The sequence below is a fragment of the Stenotrophomonas sp. TWI700 genome (assembly GCF_039673645.1).
GTDB lineage: Bacteria > Pseudomonadota > Gammaproteobacteria > Xanthomonadales > Xanthomonadaceae > Stenotrophomonas > Stenotrophomonas maltophilia_AA.
The window spans coordinates 1-23,133 of sequence record NZ_JBDJMB010000011.1; the positions used below are offsets into that span (position 1 = coordinate 1).

Annotated in this window: 19 protein-coding genes; 6 read left to right on the forward strand and 13 right to left on the reverse strand. The window is 67.8% G+C overall.

What is annotated here, in order from left to right:
* Window positions 1–125: 125 nt before the first annotated feature.
* Window positions 126–473: a Rieske (2Fe-2S) protein gene (locus ABE473_RS10095; protein WP_346489374.1), complete on the reverse strand. Its 348-nt coding sequence runs from the start codon at window positions 471–473 to the stop codon at window positions 126–128.
* 179 nt (window positions 474–652) lie between these two features.
* Between ABE473_RS10095 and ABE473_RS10100 the strand changes: the two genes are divergently transcribed.
* The 4 genes from ABE473_RS10100 (at window position 653) to ABE473_RS10115 (ending at window position 3,888) form a co-directional block, all read left to right on the forward strand.
* The gene (locus tag ABE473_RS10100; protein WP_176988368.1) at window positions 653–928 is read left to right on the forward strand and encodes a hypothetical protein; all 276 of its coding nucleotides are present in this window, start codon (window positions 653–655) and stop codon (window positions 926–928) included.
* A 108-nt stretch (window positions 929–1,036) separates the two neighbouring features.
* Window positions 1,037–1,744 (forward strand): fumarylacetoacetate hydrolase family protein, encoded by a 708-nt coding sequence (locus ABE473_RS10105; protein ID WP_176988367.1) that lies wholly within the window; start codon window positions 1,037–1,039, stop codon window positions 1,742–1,744.
* A gap of 57 nt (window positions 1,745–1,801) precedes the next feature.
* The gene (gene mscL / locus ABE473_RS10110; RefSeq protein WP_121039325.1) at window positions 1,802–2,215 is read left to right on the forward strand and encodes a large-conductance mechanosensitive channel protein MscL; all 414 of its coding nucleotides are present in this window, start codon (window positions 1,802–1,804) and stop codon (window positions 2,213–2,215) included.
* A 251-nt stretch (window positions 2,216–2,466) separates the two neighbouring features.
* Window positions 2,467–3,888, forward strand: coding sequence for a M28 family peptidase (locus ABE473_RS10115; RefSeq protein WP_346489375.1), 1,422 nt, complete (start codon window positions 2,467–2,469; stop codon window positions 3,886–3,888).
* 287 nt (window positions 3,889–4,175) lie between these two features.
* Here ABE473_RS10115 and ABE473_RS10120 read toward each other — a convergent pair whose 3' ends face one another.
* From ABE473_RS10120 to ABE473_RS10150, 7 genes are all read right to left on the reverse strand, one after another.
* A complete protein-coding gene (locus ABE473_RS10120) occupies window positions 4,176–4,955 on the reverse strand; it encodes a TrmH family RNA methyltransferase (protein ID WP_346479265.1) in 780 nt (259 codons plus the stop codon).
* A gap of 52 nt (window positions 4,956–5,007) precedes the next feature.
* Window positions 5,008–6,525, reverse strand: coding sequence for an alanine/glycine:cation symporter family protein (locus ABE473_RS10125; RefSeq protein ID WP_346489376.1), 1,518 nt, complete (start codon window positions 6,523–6,525; stop codon window positions 5,008–5,010).
* Between the two features lie 128 nt (window positions 6,526–6,653).
* Window positions 6,654–9,779, reverse strand: coding sequence for an efflux RND transporter permease subunit (locus ABE473_RS10130; RefSeq protein ID WP_346489377.1), 3,126 nt, complete (start codon window positions 9,777–9,779; stop codon window positions 6,654–6,656).
* Entirely contained in the window at window positions 9,776–10,864 is a 1,089-nt protein-coding gene (locus ABE473_RS10135) for an efflux RND transporter periplasmic adaptor subunit (protein WP_346489378.1), read from the reverse strand. The genes ABE473_RS10130 and ABE473_RS10135 overlap by 4 nt, the downstream gene beginning before the upstream one ends.
* Window positions 10,865–11,112: 248 nt before the next feature.
* Window positions 11,113–13,170, reverse strand: a complete 2,058-nt coding sequence (locus ABE473_RS10140; RefSeq protein WP_346489379.1) for a TonB-dependent copper receptor — start codon at window positions 13,168–13,170, stop codon at window positions 11,113–11,115.
* A 70-nt stretch (window positions 13,171–13,240) separates the two neighbouring features.
* On the reverse strand, window positions 13,241–13,693 hold the full coding sequence (locus tag ABE473_RS10145) for a DUF2946 family protein (protein WP_346489380.1): 453 nt from the start codon (window positions 13,691–13,693) through the stop codon (window positions 13,241–13,243).
* A gap of 219 nt (window positions 13,694–13,912) precedes the next feature.
* Complete coding sequence (locus ABE473_RS10150) at window positions 13,913–14,896, reverse strand: LysR family transcriptional regulator (protein ID WP_176988360.1); 984 nt, start codon at window positions 14,894–14,896, stop codon at window positions 13,913–13,915.
* Between the two features lie 237 nt (window positions 14,897–15,133).
* Here ABE473_RS10150 and cysK point away from each other — a divergent pair, with 237 nt between their 5' ends.
* Together cysK and ABE473_RS10160 are read left to right on the forward strand one after the other, a co-directional pair.
* Complete coding sequence (gene cysK, locus ABE473_RS10155; RefSeq protein WP_176988359.1) at window positions 15,134–16,093, forward strand: cysteine synthase A; 960 nt, start codon at window positions 15,134–15,136, stop codon at window positions 16,091–16,093.
* Window positions 16,094–16,331: 238 nt separating this feature from the next.
* Window positions 16,332–16,931, forward strand: coding sequence for an O-acetyl-ADP-ribose deacetylase (locus ABE473_RS10160; protein WP_346489381.1), 600 nt, complete (start codon window positions 16,332–16,334; stop codon window positions 16,929–16,931).
* A gap of 4 nt (window positions 16,932–16,935) precedes the next feature.
* On the opposite strand, the gene ABE473_RS10165 is transcribed toward ABE473_RS10160, so the two are convergent.
* The 5 genes from ABE473_RS10165 to ABE473_RS10185 form a co-directional block, all read right to left on the reverse strand.
* Complete coding sequence (locus ABE473_RS10165; RefSeq protein WP_346489382.1) at window positions 16,936–18,252, reverse strand: M1 family metallopeptidase; 1,317 nt, start codon at window positions 18,250–18,252, stop codon at window positions 16,936–16,938.
* Window positions 18,253–18,379: 127 nt separating this feature from the next.
* Window positions 18,380–19,384, reverse strand: coding sequence for a class I fructose-bisphosphate aldolase (locus ABE473_RS10170; RefSeq protein WP_121039354.1), 1,005 nt, complete (start codon window positions 19,382–19,384; stop codon window positions 18,380–18,382).
* A 152-nt stretch (window positions 19,385–19,536) separates the two neighbouring features.
* Window positions 19,537–21,003: a pyruvate kinase gene (gene pyk / locus ABE473_RS10175; protein WP_121039358.1), complete on the reverse strand. Its 1,467-nt coding sequence runs from the start codon at window positions 21,001–21,003 to the stop codon at window positions 19,537–19,539.
* Between the two features lie 283 nt (window positions 21,004–21,286).
* Window positions 21,287–21,928 (reverse strand): HAD hydrolase-like protein, encoded by a 642-nt coding sequence (locus tag ABE473_RS10180; protein WP_346489383.1) that lies wholly within the window; start codon window positions 21,926–21,928, stop codon window positions 21,287–21,289.
* Window positions 21,925–23,100 (reverse strand): phosphoglycerate kinase, encoded by a 1,176-nt coding sequence (locus tag ABE473_RS10185; RefSeq protein WP_346489384.1) that lies wholly within the window; start codon window positions 23,098–23,100, stop codon window positions 21,925–21,927. The genes ABE473_RS10180 and ABE473_RS10185 overlap by 4 nt, the downstream gene beginning before the upstream one ends.
* Window positions 23,101–23,133: the final 33 nt, after the last annotated feature.

Genomic DNA, 23,133 nt, shown 5'->3' on the forward strand with positions numbered 1-23,133 from the left:
ACGTACGGTTGGCCATCAAGAGCAGCCGGCCAGCGGCCGGCACTACCGGTCGGTGCGACCGACACCGGGGGCGTAGCGACCAACGGTCGCTACCTACCCGTGGGTTGGCGACCCGCCGTTCGTTGTCACCCCAGCCAGACCTGGCCGTCGCGCACCTGCACGGGGACGGTGCGCAGGCGATCGCCGCGGCACGGGCCGGCCACGCAGTCGCCGTTGTCCAGCGAGAACGAGGCGCCATGCGCCGCGCAGACGAGGTGCCCTTCCCTGCTTTTCAGGAACTGCCCCGGCGCCCAGTCCAACCGACGGCCCGCGTGCGGGCAGATGTTCAGCCAGGCGCGCACCTGGTCACCCTCGCGGTACAGCACCACCGATTCGCTGTCGCCGTCGATACGCACGTCGGTTTCGGCAAATCCCCCGTCCGCCAAGGCGTCCAGGGCGATGAGGGCGGTGGTGGTGGTCTCGGGAACGGACATGGCATCCAGGTAACGGGCAGTGGAGGCACAGTGTCTCACGCACTCATGTCACTGGCTCCCGGATGAATACAAGTCATTGATTTGCAATGAACGCGCGGTACGTTTAACGACTTTTTCACTCAATGACAAAAGCCAGCACGGATACTCATCCACTGCTGACCTCAGCCAAAAAGAGTGCCATGTACAGCCGCTTCTTCCAGTTCAACCAATTCCGCACCCTGTTCGCGCCGCGCAAGCCGCGCCATCCGCTGGTGCGCGTCGCGGTCGGTCTGTTGGGCCTGGCGATTCTGGCCGCGCTGGTGTTCGTCGGTGTGTTCGTGGGCGCGGCGATGATCATCGCCGGCCTCGCATGGAAGCTGCTCGCCCAGCGCAAGAGTGCGCGCACCGCTCCGTCGCAGGTCGTGGACGGTGAATACCGCGTGGTCCGCAAGCAGGCCTTGCCGATGTCGCGTTGATCGACGCGCTTCCCTCCTGATGACGGCCGCGCCCTGCGCGGCCGTTTCTGTTTGTGGGACCGGAAAAACGCTCTAGACTGCGGCGAAACCTCTCCACAGGACGCACGCATGACCGATGTAATCCCCACGCCCGAGCAGCCCCGCATTCCGGTCGCCGGTGGCGGTACGTTTCCGGTGCGTCGCATCTACTGTGTCGGCCGCAACTTCGCCGATCACGCGCGCGAAATGGGTGCAGCGGTGCCGTCTGCCGATGATCGCGGCCGCCCGATGTTCTTCAGCAAGCCGGCCGATGCGATCGTGGTCGGCCATGACGATGTGATCCCCTACCCGCTCGCCACCCAGGACCTGCACCACGAGGTGGAGCTGGTGGTGGCGATCGGCAAGGACGCGCCCGCCGGCGAACTGCCGGTCGACCAGGCCGAGGCGCTGGTGTTCGGTTATGGCGTCGGCCTGGACCTGACCCGCCGCGACCTGCAGGCGCAGGCCAAAGCCAAGGGTCATCCGTGGGATCCGGCCAAGGGCTTCGATCAGTCCGCCCCGGTCAGCGAGCTGGTGCCGGCCGGCGAAGTCGGTGATCTGGCCGCGCTGAACCTGTCGCTGGAGATCAATGGCGAAGTGCGCCAACAGTCACTGCTGGACCAGATGATCTGGAACGTGCCGGAGATCCTGCACGAACTGTCGAAGCTGTGGGCGCTGCGCGCGGGCGATCTGGTGTTCATGGGCACGCCGTCGGGCGTGGCCGCGTTGAAGCCGGGCGACCGTTTCAGCGCGCGCCTGGAAAACGTGGCCGAGCGCCACGGCGTCATCGCCGGATGACAATGGCTGCGTTACGCTGCGGCGTCATTTGATTCCCCACTACGACAGGAGAGCCCGATGGGTGTACTGACTGAGTTCAAAGAATTCGCCATGCGTGGCAACGTCATCGACCTGGCGGTCGGTGTGGTCATCGGTGCGGCGTTCGGCAAGATCGTCACCGCGCTGGTGGACAAGATCATCATGCCGCCGCTGGGCTGGATGATCGGCCGCGTGGACTTCTCCGAGCTGGCCTGGACCCTGGCCCCGGCCCGGATCGCCGCAGATGGCAAGGAGATTCCGGCGGTGGTGATCGGCTACGGCGACTTCCTCAACACCGTGGTGCAGTTCGTGATCGTGGCCTTCGCGATCTTCATGGTCGTGAAGTTCATCAACCGCCTGGCCCGCAAGAAGCAGGCCGAGCCGGCCGCCCCGGCGGCGCCGAGCGAAGAAGTGCTGCTGCTGCGCGAGATCCGCGACAACCTGAAGCACTGAGGCAGCAACACCGGTAGTGCCGGCCGCTGGCCGGCAGCACGGAGACGGTAGTGCCGGCCGCTGGCCGGCTCCACGGATATCCTGCATCGCGCGGAGCCGGCCAGCGGCCGGCACTCCCCATCGAAAGCCCCGCTCCGGCGGGGTTTTCGCTTTTGGAAAACAGCATTCGCCGGTGCATGACCTACCGCCCATGTGCGCGCCGGACAGGCTGGTAAGCTCGGACGCTTCCGCCCCGTTTCCGGAGTTCGTCCATGCGTCGCCGCGTCCTTGCCATCGCATCTTCCCTCGCCCTGCTGGCCGCGCCCGCGTTCGCGGCGACCGGTATCACCACGCTGCCGCCGACGTCGCTGGCCACCGCCGCCGAGCTGCGTGAGCAGGCCCTCAAGGACGACACCGGCTGGAAGGTGGTCGAGTCGCTGACCACCGAAATCGGCCCGCGCATCGCCGGCAGCGAGGCCGACGCGCGCGCGGTGGCCTGGGCGGTCGCCAAGTTCAGATCGCTCGGCTTCGATAAGGTCTGGACCGAGCCGGTCACCTTCCCCAAATGGGAGCGCCGCAGTGAGCATGCCGCGGTGATTGGCAAGCATGCCCAGCCGCTGGCCATCACCGCCCTCGGCGGCAGCCCGGGCGGCACGGTCGAGGCCGAGGTGGTGCGTTTCGCCGATCTGGCTGCGCTGCAGGCCGCGCCGGAAGGTTCGCTGAAGGGCAAGATCGCCTTCGTCGATTACCAGATGACCGCCTACCGCGATGGCCGCGACTATGGCAACGGCGGCGCGGTGCGCAGCAAGGGCCCGTCCGAGGCGATCCGCAAGGGTGCGATCGGCTTCGTGATGCGCTCGGCCGGTACCGACTCACATCGCGTGCCGCACACCGGCATCACCCGCTTCGATGACGGCCTGACCCCCGTGCCGGCCGCCGCGCTGTCGGTGCCGGACGCCAACCAGCTGGCGCGCCTGGTCGCGCTGGGCAGCACCACACTCAAGCTCAGCCTGGATTGCGGCTGGGACGGCAAGGCGACCTCGTACAACGTGATCGGCGAGATCACCGGGCGCAGCCTGCCCAAGGAAGTGGTGGTGATCGGCGGCCATCTCGATTCCTGGGACCTGGGCACCGGCGCGGTCGATGACGGCGCCGGCGTGGGCATCACCATGGCCGCCGGCCATCTGATCGGCCAGCTCAAGCAGGCGCCGAAGCGCACCATCCGCGTGATCGCCTTCGCCAACGAGGAGCAGGGGCTGTATGGCGGCAAGGCGTACGCCGAAGCGCACGCCAAGGATGTGGTGCTGCACCAGCTCGCGGCCGAGAGCGATTTCGGCGCGGGCCGCATCTACGCCTTCAACACCGGCTCACCGAACCCGGCCAACTCGCGCGAAGCCACCCGCCAGATCGCCGAGGTGCTCAAGCCGCTTGGCATCGCGTACGCCGCCGACAAGGGTGGCCCGGGCCCGGACGTGGGTCCGCTGGCGGCCAAGGGTGGCGCGTGGGCGTGGCTGGCACAGGACGGCAGCGACTACTTCCACCTGCACCACACCGCCGACGACACGCTCGACAAGATCGACCCGGCCGCGCTGGCGCAGAACGTAGCGGCGTATACCGTGTTCGCCTATCTCGCCGCCGAGGCCGAGGGCAGTTTCGGCAGCGAAGCCAAGCCGACCACGCCGCCCAACGAATAATGAAAAAAAAGCCCGGTCGCACTGCGACCGGGCTACCGGGATAACGTCACACCCCACGCGGTGAGCGCCGCTAGACCTTCGCGGTCCGGACAAGCGGATCGCCGCGCTGCGGGGGTGTCTCTCCTCACCCACGCAGCACAGCGTCCACCCGGCACTGTGCGCAGTTTTCACTGCGTGCACTATGCGATTAATCCGAAAGCGATGTAGTCACGACGATTTCGGTGAAACCGATCACACCGTGGGTGGCGCGAATGACGCCGCGCTCTCCCCGAAAACGCACGCACGGGTCAGACGCGACTGCGTCCGAACCACTGCGCCAGCAACACTGCCGTCGCCGAGGCGACGTTGAGGCTTTCCACCGCACCTGTGCCCGGGATGGACACCTGGTGGTCGCACGCCTGCGCCAGCTCGCGATCCATGCCTTCGCCTTCGGCGCCCATCACGTAGACCAGACGCGCCGGCAGCGTGCTGGCAAACAGATCATCACCGCCCTCCACCAGCGTGGCGGCCAGGCTCAAGCCGGCGGCACGCAGCTGTTCCATCGCTTCGGGCAGTGCCGGCAGCCGTACCAGCGGTACCGATTCGGCGCCCCCTTCGGCCACGCGCGCGGCGGCACCGGACAACGCCAACGTCGCGCCCGGCGGCAGCAGCAGCCCGGCCACACCGAAATGCGCGGCCGAGCGCAGGATCGCGCCGAAGTTGTGCGGATTGCCCACGCCATCCAGCCACAGCGCCAGCACCGGCGCGTCGGCGGGCAGCGTGGCCAACCACTCCTCCAGCTCCAGCATCGGCGCACGCAGCACGTCGGCGACCAGGCCTTCGTGATGCGTGGTCGCGGCAAGCTTGTTCAGATCGCCGTCTTCCACCACGCGGTAACCGACGCGGTTGGCCACGCACCACTTCAGCACCGGCTGCATGCGCGGGATCAGCGCCTCGGTCAGGTACAGCTTGCGCAGCGCCTGCGGGCGATGCTCGAACAGGGCCTGCACGGCATTCCAGCCGTACAGGCGCAGCTCGTCGTTGCCACGGCCGGGCGGCGGCGGCGTGCCACCTTCGCGGGGCGGCAGCGGCGTGGCGCGCGGCGGCCGCGAGGACGGACGGCGCGCATTCTTCCAGGGATCATTCACTACGGGACAGCTCCAGCTTGCGGGTACGCCAGAAATCGGCGTTCTTGATGCCCAGGGCATCGGGGTCGAAGATCGGATCCAGGCCGAGCTTCTTTTGACGCTCATAGTCGCGCAGCGCCAGCAACGCCGGCTTCTGCACGATCAGGATCGCGATGATGTTCAACCAGGCCATCAGGCCCACGCCGATGTCGCCCAGCGCCCACGCCATGCCGGCATTGTGGAACGCACCGAAGATCACCATGCCGATGATGCCCAGGCGCAGCAGCAGCACGGTCAGCGGACGCTTGGCGTTGTTGTTGACGTAGGTCAGGTTGGTCTCGGCCATGTAGTAATAGGCCATGATCGTGGTGAAGGCGAAGAAGAAGATCGCGATCGCCACGAAGGCCGCGCCGAAGCCCGGAATGACGGTTTCCACCGCGGCCTGCGCATAGCCCGCGCCTTCGGCCACACCGGCCAGGCCGGCGAATACGGGCGCGCCGCCCGGCACCGGCGAATACACGTTGTAGGTGCCTGCGGCCAGGATCAGGAAGGCGGTGGAGGTGCACACCATCATGGTGTCGAAGTAGATCGCGAAAGCCTGCACGTAACCCTGCTTGGCCGGATGCGAGACCTCCGAAGCGGCCGCCGCGTGCGGGCCGGTACCCTGGCCGGCCTCGTTGGCGTAGATGCCGCGCTTGACGCCCCACTCCACCGCCAGGCCCATCATCGCGCCGAACGCAGCGTGCGCACCGAAGGCGCTGCTGAACACCGTGCGGAACATGTCCGGCACGCGGTCGTAGTTGATGATCATGATGGTGATGGCCATCAGGATGAAGGCCGCCGCCATGAACGGCACCACCACCTCGGCGAAGTTGGCGATGCGCTTGACGCCGCCGAAGATCACCACCGACAGCAGCAGCGCGACCACGATGCCGATGCCCAGCTTGAGCGCCTGCACCGATTCCAGGCCCATGAACTGGCCGTCCAGCGGCCCGCACAGGCTGCCGCCGCGGCAGGCGTTGATGATGCTGTCGGCGATGGCATTGGCCTGCACGCCCGGCATCAGGAAGCCGGCAGCGATGATGGTCGCCACGGCGAAGGCCAGCGCGTACCACTTCAGGCCCATGGCCTTTTCGATGTAATACGCCGGGCCACCGCGGTAGCGGCCTTCGGCATCCTTGGTCTTGTAGATCTGCGCCAGGGTGCATTCCACGTACGACGTGGAAGCACCGAGGAAGCCCATCACCCACATCCAGAAGATCGCACCGGGGCCGCCAAAGGCGATCGCGGTGGCCACGCCGGCGATGTTGCCGATGCCCATGCGCCCGGCCATGGACATGGCCAGCGCCTGGAACGAGGACACGCCCGCGTCGGATTTCTCACCCTGCACGGTCAGCCGGCACATCTCCACGAAACCGCGGATCTGCATGAAACGGGTGCGGGCGCTGAAGTACAGGCCTGCGGCAAGACACAGGAAGATCAGAGCTTTGCTCCAGATGATCCCATTGATGAAACTGACTACTTCTTCCACGCGCTCTCTCCAGTCGGCGGAAACAAAAGGAACGTCCCCGTCGGCTGGGACCCGGTCGATTCTCCACGATCCGCGCCGGGCTGCGTAGTGGCAATTCGATGAATGGGCGACAATGCCGCCCATTCCGCTCAGGCATGGCCGCCCACGGAGGGGGTTTCAGCTTCCTGGCGGGCCAGTTCGCGCGCCACCGCTTCCGGCGAACGCGTATACGGTGCCAGCAGCGAGTAGAACGCCGGCACCACGAACAGCGACAGGAAGGTGGACACGGTCACGCCGAAGATCACCACCACGCCGATCGTGCCGCGGCTGGCCGAGCCGGGGCCACCGGCCACCACCAGCGGGATCGCGCCGACCACGGTGGCGATGGAGGTCATCAGGATCGGGCGCAGGCGCACCATCGCCGATTCGACGATGGCCTGGTGCACGTTGCGGCCCTCGTCGCGCAGCTGGTTGGCGAACTCCACGATCAGGATGCCGTTCTTGGCCGCCAGGCCGACCAGCATTACGATGCCGATCTGGCTGAACAGGTTGATCGTACCGCCGCTGACATACAGCCCCAGCAGCGCCCCGAGCACGCCCAGCGGCACGGTGAGCATGATCACCAGCGGATGGATGAAGCTCTCGAACTGTGCGGCCAGCACCAGGAACACCACCAGCAGGGCCATCGCGAAGGTCAGCAGCACGGCGCTGCCGGCGTTCTGGTACTCGCGCGATTCGCCCTTCCAGCTGACCTGCGCATGCTGCGGCAGCTCCTCGCTGGCCACCTGCTGGGCCCAGGCGATCGCCTCGCCCAGCGGATAGCCCGGGGCCAGGCCGGCGTTGATGGTGATCGAGCGCAGGCGGTTGAACCGGTTGAGGCTGCCGGCTTCGGCAACTTCGCTGAGCGTGACCAGGTTGGACAGCGGCACCAGTTCGCCACCACTGGCGCGTACCCGGATCGCGGCCAGATCGGCCGGCGAGGCGCGTCCTTCGCGGCCGGCCTGGACCAGCACGTCGTACTCTTCGCCGTTGTCGACGAAGGTAGTGACGCGGCGCGAGCCCATCATGGTTTCCAGCGCGCTGCCGATCGCGGTGACCGACACGCCCAGATCGGCCGCACGCTGGCGGTCGATGTTCACGCGCATCTGCGGGCGGGTTTCCTTGTAATCCGAGTCCGCGCCGACCAGGCCGGGGTTGTCGGCCATGCGCAGCAGCATGCGGTCACGCCATTGCGCGATTTCCGCGTATTCCGGGCCACCGAGCACGATCTGGAAGGGCTGGCCCTGGCTGCGGACCAGGCCGCCACCGACCTGGGTGCGCACGCGCACGCCGCGGATGCCATCCAGATGTTTCTGCAGGTCGGCCGCCACCTGCGGTGTATCCACCTCGCGCTGCCGCCACGGCTGCAGGAACACGCTCATGCGGCCGGTGTGCATTTCCTCGCTGGCGCCGAAGCCACCCGGCACGCGCGGGTTGGCGCGCACGATCGGCTTGTCCTCGCCGACGAACGCCGACACGATCTGCTCGACCTGCTGGACCTGCCCGACGGTGTAATCGTAGCCTGCACCTTCAGGGCCATCGATCATGATCTGGAAGGAACCGCGGTCCTCGGCCGGTGCCAGCTCGGACGGCAGTACCTTCAGCAGCAGCGCGCTGGCCAGCAGCGACAGGATCATCACCACGATGTAGATCCAGGTGCGGGTCACGTGTGCTTCCAGGAAGCGCCCGTAGGCCGCCGACAGGCGATCCAGATTGCGGTTGATCACCCCGTGCAGGCCCTTGGGCGCCTGCCCGGTGTGCGGCTTGAGCAGCTTGGAGGCCATCATCGGGGTCAGCGTCAGCGACACGAACGCTGACAGCGCCACCGCTGCGGCCAGCGCCACGGCCAGCTCGCGGAACAGACGCCCGGTATTGCCTTCCAGGAAGCCGACCGGCAGGAACACCGCGACCAGCACCGCCGTGGTGGCGATCACCGCGAACGCCACCTGCGCGGTGCCGCGCTTGGAGGCGACCAGCGGCGGCTCGCCCAGATCGATGCGGCGCTGCACGTTCTCGACCACGACGATGGCGTCATCCACCACCAGGCCGATACACAGCACCAGCGCGAGCAGGGTCAGCAGGTTGATCGAGAAGCCGAACGCATACAGCGCGATGAAGGCGGCGATCAGACACACCGGCACCGTCACCGCGGGAATCAAGGCCGCGCGGAAACTGCCCAGGAACAGCCAGATCACCGCCAGCACCAGCAGCATCGCCTCCACCAGCGTGGCATAGACGCGATCGACGGCGGCTTCGATGAAGGTGGTGTTGTCGAAGGCCACAAAGATATGCGTGCCTTCCGGCAAGGTCTGCCCTATCCGCTCAGCCTCGGCGCGCGCGTTGCGGGTCACATCCAGCGCGTTGGCCGTGGAGGTTTTTACGATGCCCAGGCCGATGCCGGGCTCCCCGTTGCTGCGGTAATAGGCGCGGCGCTCCGAGGAGGCCAGCTCGATCTTCGCCACGTCGCCCATGCGCACCACGTAGCCGTCGCTGCCCTTGCCCAGCGGGATGGTCGCGAAGTCTTCGGGCTTCACGTAGTTGCGCTCAACGCGCAGGGTGAAATCGCGGTCGGCGGACTCGATGCGACCGGCCGGCAGTTCGACGTTCTCGTTGCGCAGCGCGCCTTCCACATCGCCGACGGTCAGGCCACGCGCGGCGAGCTGGTCACGGTCCAGCCAGATCCGCATGGCATAGCGCTGGCGCCCGCCGATGCGCACCTGGGCCACGCCGTCCAGGCTGGAAAAACGGTCCACTACGTAGCGGTCGGCGTAGTCGCTCAGCGCCAGCGTGTCCATGCTGGAGGAGGTCATGTTGAACCAGATGATGGCGTCCGCGTCGCTCTCGACCTTGGCGATTTCCGGCGGCCGCGCCTCTTCGGGCATGCGGTCGGCGACGCGGCTGACCGCATCGCGCACATCGTTGGCGGCCGCTTCGATATCGCGGTTGGAGGTGAACTCGATGCTGACCTGCGAGCGCCCGTTGGAGCTGCGCGCGTTGATGGTGTCGATGCCTTCGATGCCGGCCAGGGCATCCTCCAGCACCTGGGTGATGCGGCTCTCGATGACCGCCGCGGAGGCACCGGTGTAATCCACCGAGACCGACACGATCGGTGGATCGATGGCAGGCAGCTCACGCAGGGTCAGGCGGGTGAACGACATGAAGCCCAGCACGACCAGCAGCAGGCTCATCACCACGGCGAACACCGGCCGCTGGATGGAAACGTCGGAGAGTTTCATCCGGCGGTGTCCGGTTCGGCGGTCGTCGGCGCGGCCGGCCTGACCGGTGCAGCCGCCTCGGCCTGGATCTTGAGGCCCGGGCGCAGCTTGCCGGTGCCGTCCACCACGATGCGGTCACCGGCAGTGAGCCCGTCGCGGATTTCGACCACGCCACTGCGACGCGCGCCGGCGGTGATGTCCACGCGCTCCACGATGTCGTCCTTGGCAACCCGGAATACATAGGAATCGCGCCCGACCTGGACCACCGCGATCTCGGGGATCACCAGCGCCTGGCGCTCGGGGCGGAACATCCGCACATCCAGCAGCATGCCCGGGCGCAGGGCGTGATCGGCGTTGATGAAATCGGCGCGCACGGTGACCGCGCGCGTGCCCGGATCGACCCGGGTATCGATGGTGGCGACCTCGCCTTCGAAGTTGCGGCCCGGGTAGGCCACGCTGGTCGCGTTGACCTTGTCGCCGGTGCTCAGCGAGGCCAGCTCGGCTTCGGGCACCTGGAAGTCCACGTGCATGCGCTCGATGTCGTCCAGCGTGGTGATCGCGGTGCTCGGGGTGACCAGCGAACCGGCACTGACCTGGCGGATGCCGAGCACGCCGGCGAACGGCGCGCGCACACGGCGATCGCCGATATCCGACTGCATTTCACGCACGCGTGCATCGGCGGCATCGCGGATGGCGCGCTGCGTATCCAGGGTGGAGCTGGCCACCAGTTGCTGGGCGGCGAGTTCGCGCTGGCGCTTGTACAGCTGGTCCGCTTCCAGGAACGTCGCCTGGGCCTGCAGCAGGGCCGCTTCCTGGGCCTGGCCGCGCAGGGTCACCAGCGGCGTGCCGGCGCTGACCTGCTGGCCACTCTCGAAGTGGACCGTCTCGATGATTTCGCTGACCTTGGCGGTGACCGTCACCGACTCGCGCGCCTTGGCCGTGCCCAACGCCTGCAGGGTGTCGCTCCATGCCGAGGTCTGCACCACCTGGGTGGTGACCGGTACGGCGTCTGCCTGCCGGCGAGCGGCCTCGTCTTTACTGCCACACCCAGCCAATGCGACCAAGGCGATGCCAGCGGCGAAGCGCGCTGCGATGCGTCCCAACATGTAATGCAATCCCGGTTGTTTCTCGACCGCCGAGTGTATAGAGGCCCCGGGTGAAGGCATATGTGCCAAGCGTTTACCGGCCTCTTCACATCTGCCGGTGACGGGCGAAAGCCCTTTTGTGCTGGGCGGCAGCGGACGTGTATCGCCATGTATCGGCGCATGTCGAAATGCCCGCCACCGTGCTGCCCTGTCGTGGCTGGCGCAGCAGGCGCCGGGCGAGGCGTGAACGCCCCGCCCGGCCGTCTTGCTCAGTAACGATAGTTCACTTTGAGCCAGGCGGTGCGGCCGGGCTCGTTGATCCGCACCGGATCGGCCGGGAAGCCGAAATCGGCGCTGCCCGCCAGGTTCAGGTGCTCGCTGTAGGCGCGGTCGAACACATTGTCGACCCCTGCACTGAGCAGCAGCGCCTGGTTGACCCGATAGCTCGTGTTCAAGGCCACGGTGGCGAAGCCGGCGCTGGGCCCCAGATCGCGGGCGACCACGTTGCCCTGCCCCGCCGCGACCCGCCCCTGGCGGGAGACCGCACGCGCCAGCGCACCGACGGACCAGCGTTCGCCTTCCCACGCCGTGCTGAGCCGGGCTTCCAGCGGCGGCATCTGCGGCAGCGCGCGGCCGTCGCTGCGGTTCTCACCCCAGGCATAGGCCAGCGTGCCGCCGAGTTTCCACTGCTGCGCCAACTGCCACTCCGCGCCCGCCTCGGCGCCGGCAATGCGCGCATCGACATTGCTGGCCTGGCTGGTGCTGCCCATCATGCCGCCGTCGCGGTAGGTGAACAGGATGTAGTCCTGGATGCGCCCGGCATAGGCCGAGACCCAGGCATTGAGGCGATCGGTGCGGTACTGCAGGCCCAGATCGAGCTGGGTGGTCTGCTCCGGCTGCACGCCGGTGAACGCATTCACCGCGCCGGCCGGGCCGAGGTCCGGCGAGAACAACTCCCAGTAGTCGGGCATGCGCTCGCTGTGGCCGACACCCGCGTACCAGGTCAGGGCGGGCGCGATGTCACGCTCGAAGCGGGCGAAGCCGCTGCCCAGGTTCTCGCGGCGGGTCTGCCCGGCGGTGGGATTCGGCATCGCCATCATGCCGCTGGTGGCGCGCTCGTCCTTCACCTCGGCACGGTCCATGCGCAGGCCACCTACCCAGCGCTGTGCGGTGCCCTCGCTCAGGGTGATCTCGGTGAACGCGCCGAGGTTCTCGAAGCGCGCATCCGTGCGCCACGGCTGCTGCCGGTACACATCGCGCCCCATTCCATTGCGGCTGCGGTGACGGCTGTCCTGCGCGTCCACGCCGGCCACGATGGCAATGTCCTGCCAGCGCCATTCCGAGGCGATACGGCCACCGGTGGTGCGGCGATCGACGTTGGACGCCATCGGCATCGGCATGCTGCTGGCCGGGTTCGGCGTGCGCAGCGTGTAATTGTCCATCACGTGGTCGGCGTCGTTGTAGTACAGGTTCGCCTGCAGCTTGTCCCACGCACCCGGCAGGTTGTCCTTTTCGAAGCGAGCGGCGTAGCTGGTGCGTTTGAACGACGCGCCGTCCATGCCGCGACCGGCATAGCGCGCGATCGCATCGCCGGTGCCGGCCGAGAGTTCCAGCACGGTGTCTGCATCGGGCGTCCAGCCGACGGCCACGTCGCTGTTCCACTTTCGCCACTTGGAGGGGACCACGTCGCCGTTGCCGTCCTTGTAGTCATCCGATTCGGAGCGGTTGCCGTTGACGCGTACATAGCCCGGCGAGGCGCCGGCGGTGAGGTCGAGCACCTGGTCGTTGCGGTTGCGCGAGCCGACCAGCGCGCTGGCGTTGATGTCCATGCCCGGCTGGTCGAAGCGCGGCGTATCGCGCTCGAAGCGCACCGTGCCCGCGGAAGCACCGGCACCCCAGCGCACGCTCTGCGGCCCCTTGATGATGGTCAGCCGATCGAAGGTTTCCGGCGCGATGTAGGACAGCGGGTTGTCCATCCGCGAGGGGCACGCACCGATCAGATTGCCTTCGTTGCTGACGATGTTCAGGCGCGAGCCGAACATGCCGCGCAGCACCGGATCGCCGTTGGTGCCGCCATTGCGGATCGCGGAAAAGCCGGGAACCGTCTTCAGATAGTCCGCGCCATCGCTGGCCGGGACCGGCTGCCGCGGCAGGCGCGGATCGGTGACCCAGTGCAGTGGCGAGGACGGCGCGGTGGCGGTGACGACCAGCGTATCGAGGGTGCGGGCATCGTCGGCGGCGGCCTGCAGCGGCAACGCGACCAGGGCCAGCGACAGGGAAACAGACAGGCGCGTCAGTGCGCCCGCGCTGCGGGAAGAAACGTTCATGGTGGAACTCCAGAAAAGCACGCAGGCACGCGTCGCCATCACGGCGACACGGGCAGGAAGGGCGGTGGTCTCAGGAGATCGCGGGCGGGCCGCGGGCGGCGTGGGCCGGCCAGCGCAGGCTGCGGGGCGTGGGCACGGCGCGCGGGACGCGCGGTGCGATGACCGGCATCGCCGGCAACAACAGGATCAGGACCGCCAGCCACGGCATCAGGCGCGAGGCCATCATGCAGTATTCGCAGGCGTCACCATGCCCGGCGTGCTCGCTCATCGGTGTGTGCTGCATGTCGCCGTGCTGCATGACGTGATGTTGACCGTCGTGCTGCGGCATGCCGTGCCCGGCGTGGGCGTCCGGCGGCGCCGGCAGCGCCGGCAGCGCGTGGGTCATGCCGGCCGGCATCAGCATCACCGGCGCCTCGGCATGCGCCTGCTGCCAGCGGCTGACCAGCGGCGCCAGCGCCATCAGCAGCGTCGCCACGAAGGCAAGCTGCAGAAAGACGGCATACGGGCGACGGCGGACGTTCACTCCGTCATGGTAGCGCCCGACCGTTGGCAGGGCAGCCCGACGCCCTGCGACCAACCGTCGCAGCGGCTTCAACCGGCGCCATCGACGCGTCTGGGGGACTAGCCCCCTGAGTCAGGGGGCGGCCGCAAAGCGGCCGGGGTGTGGGTGCTGGTGAAGAGGGGCCCGCGGTTTGCGCAGCAAAGCGTGGGAGCGACAGCGCGAATGCGTTGACGCGTCCCGTTAGACGGTGATGGTCTGCGTCAGTGATTCCCAGGTCGGCGGCAGCGGCCAGTTGGCCTCCTGGTTGCCGTCGATCACGCGGCGCAGGTCGCGGGTGTCGATCTGCGGGGCCAGCACGTGCACCAGCTCAAGCGCGTAATCGCGCAGTACGCGGTCACGGGGCAGCACCGCCCAGGCGATGCACTCGTCGATCGGCGCCGGGGCCGGCCACGCGCGCAGGTCTTCATCACTGGCGTTGACCGCCATTTCCGCGAGCAGGCCGACGCCCAGGCCGGTGCGCACATAGGTCTTGATCAGGTCCGCATCGAGGGCGGTCAAGGCGATGTCCGGGCTCAGTCCGGCACTGGCGAAGGCGCGCTGCAGCGAAGAACTGCCGCGGGTGGAGGATTCGTAGCTGATCAGCGGATGGCTGGCCAGCGCCTGCAGGTCCGGCGCCGCACCCGGGCGATCCAGCGCGTGACCGCGCGGCACCAGCACCAGCCGGCGCCAGCGGTACAGTGGAATGGCCAGGCCAGCCGTGGGCTCGCCGCCGGCGGTGCTGATGATGGCGATGTCCGCATCGCCCTGGCTGAGCAGGTCCAGCGCATCGCTTTCAGCGGCCTGCTGCAGATGCACGCTGACCTGCGGGTAGGCCTGCTTGATCCGCGCCACCGCGGGCGGCAGCACGAAGCGCGCCTGGGTGTGCGTGGTGGTCAGCACCAGCTGGCCCTGGCTTTCGCGCCGCTGGTTGGCGGCATAGGTGCGGATGTTGTTGGCTTCGCCGAGGACGGCGCGGGCGCGGCCGATCACTTCCACGCCGGCCGGGGTCACCGCTTCCAGGCTGCGGCCCTTGCGCACGAACAGCAGGAAGCCCAGTTCATCCTCCAGCTGCTTGAGCTGCTTGGACAGGCCGGGCTGGGTGGCGTGCACGCGGGACGCCGCCAGCGTGATGTTGAGCTCGGCGTCGGCGATGGCGACCAGATAGCGAAGTTGGGTCAGCGTCATGGGCGGGCGATACGGCGCATGGAGAGGGGGCCATCCGACTGTAGGGCAAATGCCGTCACCAGCTTATAACCAAACGTTGTTTAAGAAGGTAATCAGGTCATTTCGCGCGGTCATATGCCAGCGGTACGGTCTGACCGACCCCGGGCCGGCCGCGACCAGGCGCCTGCCGCCGCCACCCGCCCGACCCTTCCCCGCCGCACGGCCCCCGGGCGGCAACGACTTCTCCGGAGCATCCCCATGGCCCTGTACGACTCCATTCTGGACACCATCGGCAACACCCCGGTGGTGCGCCTGCACCGCCTCGCCCCCGAGCACGTCACCCTCTATGCCAAGGTCGAGTCGTTCAACCCGGGTGGCTCGGTCAAGGACCGCCTGGCGCTGGCGATCATCCTCGACGCCGAAGCCAAGGGCCTGCTCAAGCCGGGCGACACCATCGTGGAGGCGACCTCCGGCAACACCGGCGTGGCCCTGGCGATGGTGGCGGCCGCGCGCGGCTACAAGTTCGTGGCCACGATGGTGGAGACCTTCTCGATCGAGCGCCGCAAGCTGATGCGCGCCTATGGTGCCAAGGTGATCCTGACCCCGGCCGCCGAGCGCGGCTCGGGCATGGTCCGCCGTGCGAAGGAACTGGCCGACGAACACGGCTGGTTCCTGGCCAGCCAGTTCGCCAACCCGGCCAACCCCGCCTATCACCGCAACACCACGGCGCCGGAAATCCTGCGCGACTTCGCCGGCAAGCGGCTGGACTACTTCGTGACCGGCTGGGGCACCGGCGGCACCCTGACCGGCGTCGGCGAAGTGCTCAAGGTTGCCCGGCCCGAGACCCGCATCGTCGCCACCGAGCCGGAAGGCGCCGCCCTGCTCAAGGGCGATGAGTGGAAGCCGCACAAGATCCAGGGCTGGACCCCGGACTTCGTGCCGGAAGTACTCAACCGCGGGGTCTACGATGAGCTGCTGACCATCGACGACGCGCGGGCGATCGAGACCTCGCGCCGGCTCGCTGCCGAGGAAGGCATCTTCGTGGGCATCTCGGCCGGCGCCACCGTCGCCAGCGCGCTGGACATCGCCGCCAAGGCCGCGCCGGGATCGGTGATCCTGGCGATGCTGCCCGACACCGGCGAGCGCTACTTCTCGACCCCGCTGTTCGCCGACATCAACGAAGGCTCCGACGACGACTGGCTGGCCGGTCTGCCCTGATCCCCGCGTTGGTCCGTATGAGCGGAACGCCCGCCCTGACCGGCGGGCGTTCTGCTTCCTGGCGCTTCATCTGCGGTGAAGCGATCCGGCGGCATCGTGTGAAGGTCAGCCAGCGCTCGCCGGGTCGCACTGCCTGAGACGACGATGACGCAGCCTAGATGTCCTGCAGGTTACGGTGCAGGTCAGGCACGTCATTTCGTTGTATGGACCCGGTATCAGTACGTAAGGAGCGGTACGCATGAAGATCGAAGTGTGGCAGGGCGACATCACGACCCTGGCGGTGGATGCGATCGTCAATGCGGCCAACGAATCCCTGCTGGGCGGCGGCGGCGTGGACGGCGCGATCCATCGCGCGGCCGGTCCGCAGCTGCTCGAAGCCTGCCGCGCCCTGCCGGAGATCCGCCCCGGCATGCGCTGCCCGACCGGTGAGGTGCGCGAGACGCCCGCGTTCGAGCTGCCGGCCAGACATGTGTTCCATACGGTCGGCCCGGTCTGGCAGGACGGCCTGCGCGACGAGCCGGCGCTGCTGGCCAACTGTTACTGGAAATCGCTGCAGCTGGCGGAGAAACTCGACCTGGAATCGATCGCGTTCCCGGCGATCAGCTGCGGGGTGTTCGGGTATCCGCTGCACCAGGCCGCCCACATCGCCGCCACCGAAACACTGACCTGGCAGCGCTCGCACCGCCAACCGCGCCGGATCATCCTGGTGGCCTACAACGCGGCGACGTACAAGGCCTACCAGTCGGCGCTGGCCGCGCTGGGTCAGCCGGTCGAACCGTCGACCTCGGCGATCTTCGCGCCCCTGGCGTTGGGATTGCCGCCGGCCGCCGCGCACTGACGCGTCAGCCCACGCCATAGACCCACTGCGCGAAGAACGGCTGCAATGAGCGGCCGGCCGCTGCTTCCATCGCACGCTGGAAATCGACGGTCACCACCGAGCGCCCATCGTTGGCCCGCGTGTAATCACGGAGGCCGCGCCAGAACGCGGCTTCGCCCATTTCGACGCGCAGCAGGTGCAGCACGTAGGCGCCCTTCTGGTACACCACCGCGCGGTCATCGCCGGTCGGCGCGTCCCAGTCCGCATACACCAGCGCGTGATCCGCCCCCTTGGCACGCAGCGCGTCCAGCCGCGTGCGCCAGATCGTCACCTGTGCCTGGTAGGCCGCCTCTCCCTGCGCCTGCTGGAGGTAGGCGGCGGTCATGAAGTTGGCCATGCCTTCGTTGAGCCAGAAGTGCTCCCAGCCGGCGCAGGTCACCCGGTTTCCCCACCACTGATGTGCGGCCTCGTGCGCCATCAACGCGGTCTGGCCGGGATCCTCCAGCAGTTGCTGGCCGTAGCGCTCGGACATCAGCGACAGCCCGGCCATTTCCTGCCCGATCGTGCGGGCCACCAGCGCCTGCTGATAGTCGCCGCGATATGGCAGGCCCGCGCGGTCGGCGAAGAAATCGAGCATCCCGCCGGTGGCGGTGAACACGCGCTGCAGCTGCGCGGGCGACCGCTCCCTGGACAGGAACCGCAGGCCGATGGCGCCATGCTGCTGCGTCGCTTCCTGATAGCGCCCCGCCGTGAAGCCATAGACATACCCCGGCATCGGCGTCTCCAGCTGCCAGCGATGTTCGATGCGTCCATCGGGAAGCGTGCGCAGCGGCAGCGCGCGACCGGTGCCCGCAGCCAGCAGGCCCGCCGGCAAGGTCACGGACAGGTCCAGCGTGGCGCGCTCGTCGGGGGCATCCACCGAGGGCATCCACTGACTGGTCGAGAAGATCGTGTAGACCTCGTCGCGCTCGGGGGCGAACTCCAGGCCGTACGGCGGTTCGCCGTGATAGCGGATCGTCACGCTGGCGGTGTCTCCCGTCGGAAGCGGTTCGGCCAGCGTGATCTGCACCTTCGCATCGTGCTGCGCGAAGGCCAGCGCGCGATCCCCCTGCATCACGGCCGTCACGGTGAGCGCGCCGCTGTCCAGCGTCACTGCGCGCAGCTCCCGCTCGGCCCGGAACCGCAGCGTCTGCTGGCCGGTGACGCGCTTGTGGGCGATGTCCGGCACCAGCGCGACATCGTAGTGCAGCACATCGAAGCCACGCGGCGTCGATGCGTGCGCCGCTGCGCTTCCCAGCAGCAATGACACCCCACACAGCGAGATACAGAGACGAACGAACATGGGATCCATCCACGCGAAGGTGGTTCGCATCGTGCCAGAGCACGCGTGCGTCTGCGCACCGCTGTCTCCCGCAAACAAAAACGCCGGCACGAGGCCGGCGTTTTCGTTGACTGCGGTCAGGCGTGAATCAGCCGTTCCACTTGCCCAGGGCGGCCTGGCCGTTTTCCTTGGCGCGATCGAAGATCGTCTGCTGCGCCTTGGCAACGTTGGCCTTGGTGTCCTTGGCCCACAGCTTCAGCGCGGCCTGCTGCATGGCGCGGCCGTAGGAGAAGCTCAGCGGCCACGGCAGGTTGCCCATCTGGTTCATGGCGTTCAGATGCGCGGTGGACTGCTCATCGCTCTGGCCACCGGACAGGAACACCACGCCCGGCAGGATCGCCGGCACGGTGCTCTTGAGGCACATCACGGTCGACTCGGCCACTTCCTCGACGTCGGCCTGCTCTTCGCAGCCCTTGCCGGAGATGACCATCGAGGCCTTCAGGATGGTGCCTTCCAGCAGCACGTTCTGCTGGTACAGCGCATCGAACAGCGAACGCAGGGTGGCTTCGGTGACTTCGTAGCAGGTCTCGATGTCGTGGTCGCCGTCCATGATCACTTCCGGCTCGACCATCGGCACCAGGCCGCATTCCTGGCACAGCGCCGCGTAACGGGCCAGCGCGTGGGCGTTGGACTCGATGCAGGTGCCCGACGGGATGCTTTCACCGATGTTGATGACCGCACGCCACTTGGCGAAGCGCGCACCCAGCTTGTAGTACTCCTGCAGGCGCTCGCGCAGGCCGTCCAGGCCTTCGGTGACCAGCTCGCCCGGGCAGCCGGCCAGGGCATGCGCGCCCTTGTCGACCTTGATGCCCGGAATGATGCCCTGGGCCGCCATGTACTTGGCGAACGGGACGCCGTCCTTGGTGGACTGGCGGATGGTCTCGTCGTACAGGATCGCGCCGGAGATGTGCTCGTTCAGCTTGGGCGTGGTGAGCAGCAGTTCGCGGTAGGCGCGACGGTTCTCCTCGGTGTTCTCCAGGCCGACGCTGGCGAAGCGCTTGCCGATGGTGCCGGTGGATTCGTCGATCGCGATGATGCCCTTGCCCGGGGCGACCATGGCCTGTGCGGTTTCAGCCAGCTGTTCGATGCTCATGTACTTCCTGTGGCGGGTGCGGGAAAACGCCAATTATAGACCCCGCCTCCCGTGAACTGGCCGTCCACGGAATCTGGAAACGATTCCATCTGAAACGACGAACCCGCGCGGCCGTGAAGCCACGCGGGTCCGGGTGTTGCGGGGCGGGTCGGTTAGAGTTCGCCCAGGCCGCTGGCACGGCCGTCTTCGCCCACTTCCAGCAGGCGCAGCGTGTTGGTGGCGCCATGGGTTTCCATGTGCTCACCGCTGGTGAAGACGACGCGGTCGCCGCTCTGCAGCTGGTTTGCTTCGAACAGCAGGCGGATGCTGCCGCGCGCGGCTTCGCGCGGGGTCAGGCCGCGGCTGTCGAAGTTGATCGGGAACACATCGCGCATCAGCGCCATCTGGCGGCGGGCGCCGTCATGGCGGGTCACCGCGAACACCGGGGCCGAGGCACGGAAGCGCGACAGGTAACGCGCGGTGCCACCGGATTCGGTCATCGCCACGATCGCGCGTACGCCCACGTGCTGGGACAGGAACATGGTGGCCATGGCGATCGCCTGGTCGGCACGCTCCAGGTTGCGCGGCGAGGCACCGAAATCGGTCTCGGTCTGGAACTGGCGTTCGGCACCGAGGCAGATGCGTGCCATCGCTTCGACCGCCTTGACCGGGTACATGCCGGCGGCGGTTTCGGCCGACAGCATCACTGCGTCGGTACCGTCGATGACCGAGTTGGCCACGTCCAGCACTTCGGCGCGGGTCGGGATCGGGCTTTCGACCATCGACTGCAGCATCTGGGTGGCGGTGATCACCACTTTGTTCTGCGCCAGCGAGGCCTTGATGATCTTCTTCTGCAGGCCCGGCAGTTCGGCATCGCCGATTTCCACGCCCAGGTCGCCACGCGCGACCATGACCACGTCACTGGCGTCGACGATCTCTTCGAGGTTGTCGATCGCTTCGGTGCGCTCGATCTTGGAGACCAGCGCGGCGTAGCAGCCGTGCGACTCGGCGATTTCGCGCGCGTCGTTCATGTCCTGCGCATTGCGGCAGAACGAGACGGCGATGAAGTCCACGCCGATCTTGGCCACGATGCCGATCAGTTCTTTGTCGCGCTCGGTCAGCGCGCCCAGCGACAGGCCACCGCCCTGCTTGTTCAGGCCCTTGCGGTCGGACAGCACGCCGTCGTTGAGCACGGTGTTGATGATGCGCTCGCCCTGCACTTCGGTGACCTGCAGCTGCATCAGGCCGTCGTCGAGCAGCAGGATGTCACCAGCCACCACGTCCTGCGGCAGGCCGAGGTAGCTCACGCCCACCTGGGTGGTGTCGCCAGCCGGTGCGTTCGGCGAGGCGACCAGGTCGAAGCGGTCACCCGCCTTGAGCTTGATCTTACCTTCGGCGAAACGCTCGATGCGGATCTTCGGGCCCGGCAGATCGGCCAGGATGCCCACTTCCACGCCCACGCGGGCAGCGGCGGCACGCACATCGGCGGCGCGCTTGGCCTGGCCGGACGGGTCACCGTGGCTGAAGTTGAGGCGAACCACGTTCACGCCGGCGCGGAAGAGATCCTCCAGCACGCCCGGCGGGTCGGTCGCCGGTCCGAGGGTGGCAAGGATCTTGGTGCGACGCTGACGCTCAATCATGGTTAATGGGCTCCCGTTAAAGGAGTGAAATTAGCACACCCATCACGTCCCATGAATACGATTACACCGCTGGCACGCTTGGGTTTCGCTGTTGTCCTGCAGACAGCCCGAGACGACCGGGCGGACAGTCGTTTGACCGCCCGGCGGCCAGCGCCAATCGCGGCGGGCCTTTGCGCGGGACATGCGGCGGCGTACGGATCGCCGCCGCGGCCCGCAATCGCTCAGCGGGAGCAGGTCGTGCCGGGGCCGCGCGGGGGGGGGGTCCCGCGCCCCCCCGCGGCCCTCAAGCTAGCTGCGTGCGTTGGGCGGCGGGGGCCGGCGGGTGGGGCGCGGCCCCGGCCGCCGTGAGCTCTTCGGCACCGCCGAAGCCCCACAACACGCCGATATTGCGCAGCCCGTGATGACGGGCGCCTTCGATATCCATGCGCCGGTCGCCGATCATCCAGCACTGCCCCGGGGTCAACGACAGCCGGTGCAGCGCCTCGGCGACCAGCTGCGGCTTCTCGCTGCGGCTGCCATCCGGGGTGGCCCCGATCACGTCCTCGAAGCAGTCGCCGAACGGCAGGTGCTCGACGATGCGTCGCGCGTGCGGCTCGTTCTTGGCGGTGACGATCGCCAGCCGATGGCCGCGATCCTTGAAGGCCTGCACGACCTGGCCGATCCGCGGGTAGACCTCATGCTCGCGCCAGCCGACCACGTCGAAGCGCTCGCGGTAATACGTCACCGCCTGCTCGACCTGGGCCGGATCGTTGAACAACGGCGCGAAGCTGGTGCGCAGCGACGGGCCGATCCAGCGCCGCAGTTCGGCCTGCGGCGGGACCGGCTGGCCCATCTGCGTGAGCGCATGCGCCACGCACTGGGTGATCCCGACGGCCGAATCGATCAGCGTGCCGTCAAGATCGAAGAACAGGACATCGCGGCTCACGCGCCGCGGGCCTCCAGCGCGGCGACGGCCGGCAGGGTCTTGCCTTCCAGGAACTCCAGGAATGCGCCGCCACCGGTGGAGATGTAGCTCACCTCGCCCGCGATGTCGTACTTGTCGACCGCGGCCAGGGTATCGCCGCCGCCGGCGATCGAGAACGCCGGCGAGGCGGCGATGGCACGGGCCAGGGCTTCGGTGCCATGGCTGAAGGCCTCGAATTCGAACACGCCGACCGGGCCGTTCCAGACCATGGTGCCGGCCTTGGCGATCAGGCCGGCGTAGTGCTGCGCGGTGTCCGGGCCGATGTCCAGGATCAGGTCATCCTCGGCCACGTCGGCGACGGCCTTCACCGTGGCTTCGGCGTCCGGCAGGAACTGCTTGGCCACGACCACGTCGGTCGGCAGCGGGATGTCGGCGCCGCGTGCCTTGGCATCGGCGACGATCTTCTTCGCGGTGTCCAGCAGGTCCGGCTCGTACAGCGACTTGCCGACCGAGTAACCGGCGGCCGCGATGAAGGTGTTGGCGATGCCACCGCCGACGATCAGCTGGTCGACCTTGCCGACCAGGCTGGAGAGCAGTTCGAGCTTGGTGCTGACCTTGCTGCCGGCCACGATCGCCAGCAGCGGCTGGGCGGGGGCGAGCAGCGCCTTGGCCAGCGCGTCCAGCTCGGCCATCAGCAGCGGGCCACCGGCAGCCACCGGGGCGAAGCGGATCACGCCGTGGGTGGAGGCCTGTGCACGGTGCGCGGTGCCGAAGGCATCCATCACGAACACATCGCAGAGCGCGGCGTACTTCTTCGCCAGCGCTTCATCGTCCTTGCCTTCGCCGACATTCATGCGGCAGTTTTCCAGCAGCACGATCGAACCCGGCGCGACGTCCACGCCGTCGACCCAATCGCGCACCAGCGGCACCTCGACACCCAGCAGCTGCGACAGACGCAGCGCCACCGGCGCCAGCGATTCCGCCTCGCTCCACACGCCTTCCTTCGGACGCCCGAGATGCGAGGTCACCATCACGGCGGCGCCCTTCTCCAGCGCCAGCTTCAGCGTCGGCAGCGACGCGGTGATGCGCTGCTCGGAGGTGATCTGGCCGTTGTCGATCGGCACGTTCAGATCCTGGCGGATCAGCACGCGCTTGCCGGAGAGATCGAGGTCGGTCATGCGAACGATGGACATAAGCAACTCTTTGGCTCTGAAGAAGGAAGGGCG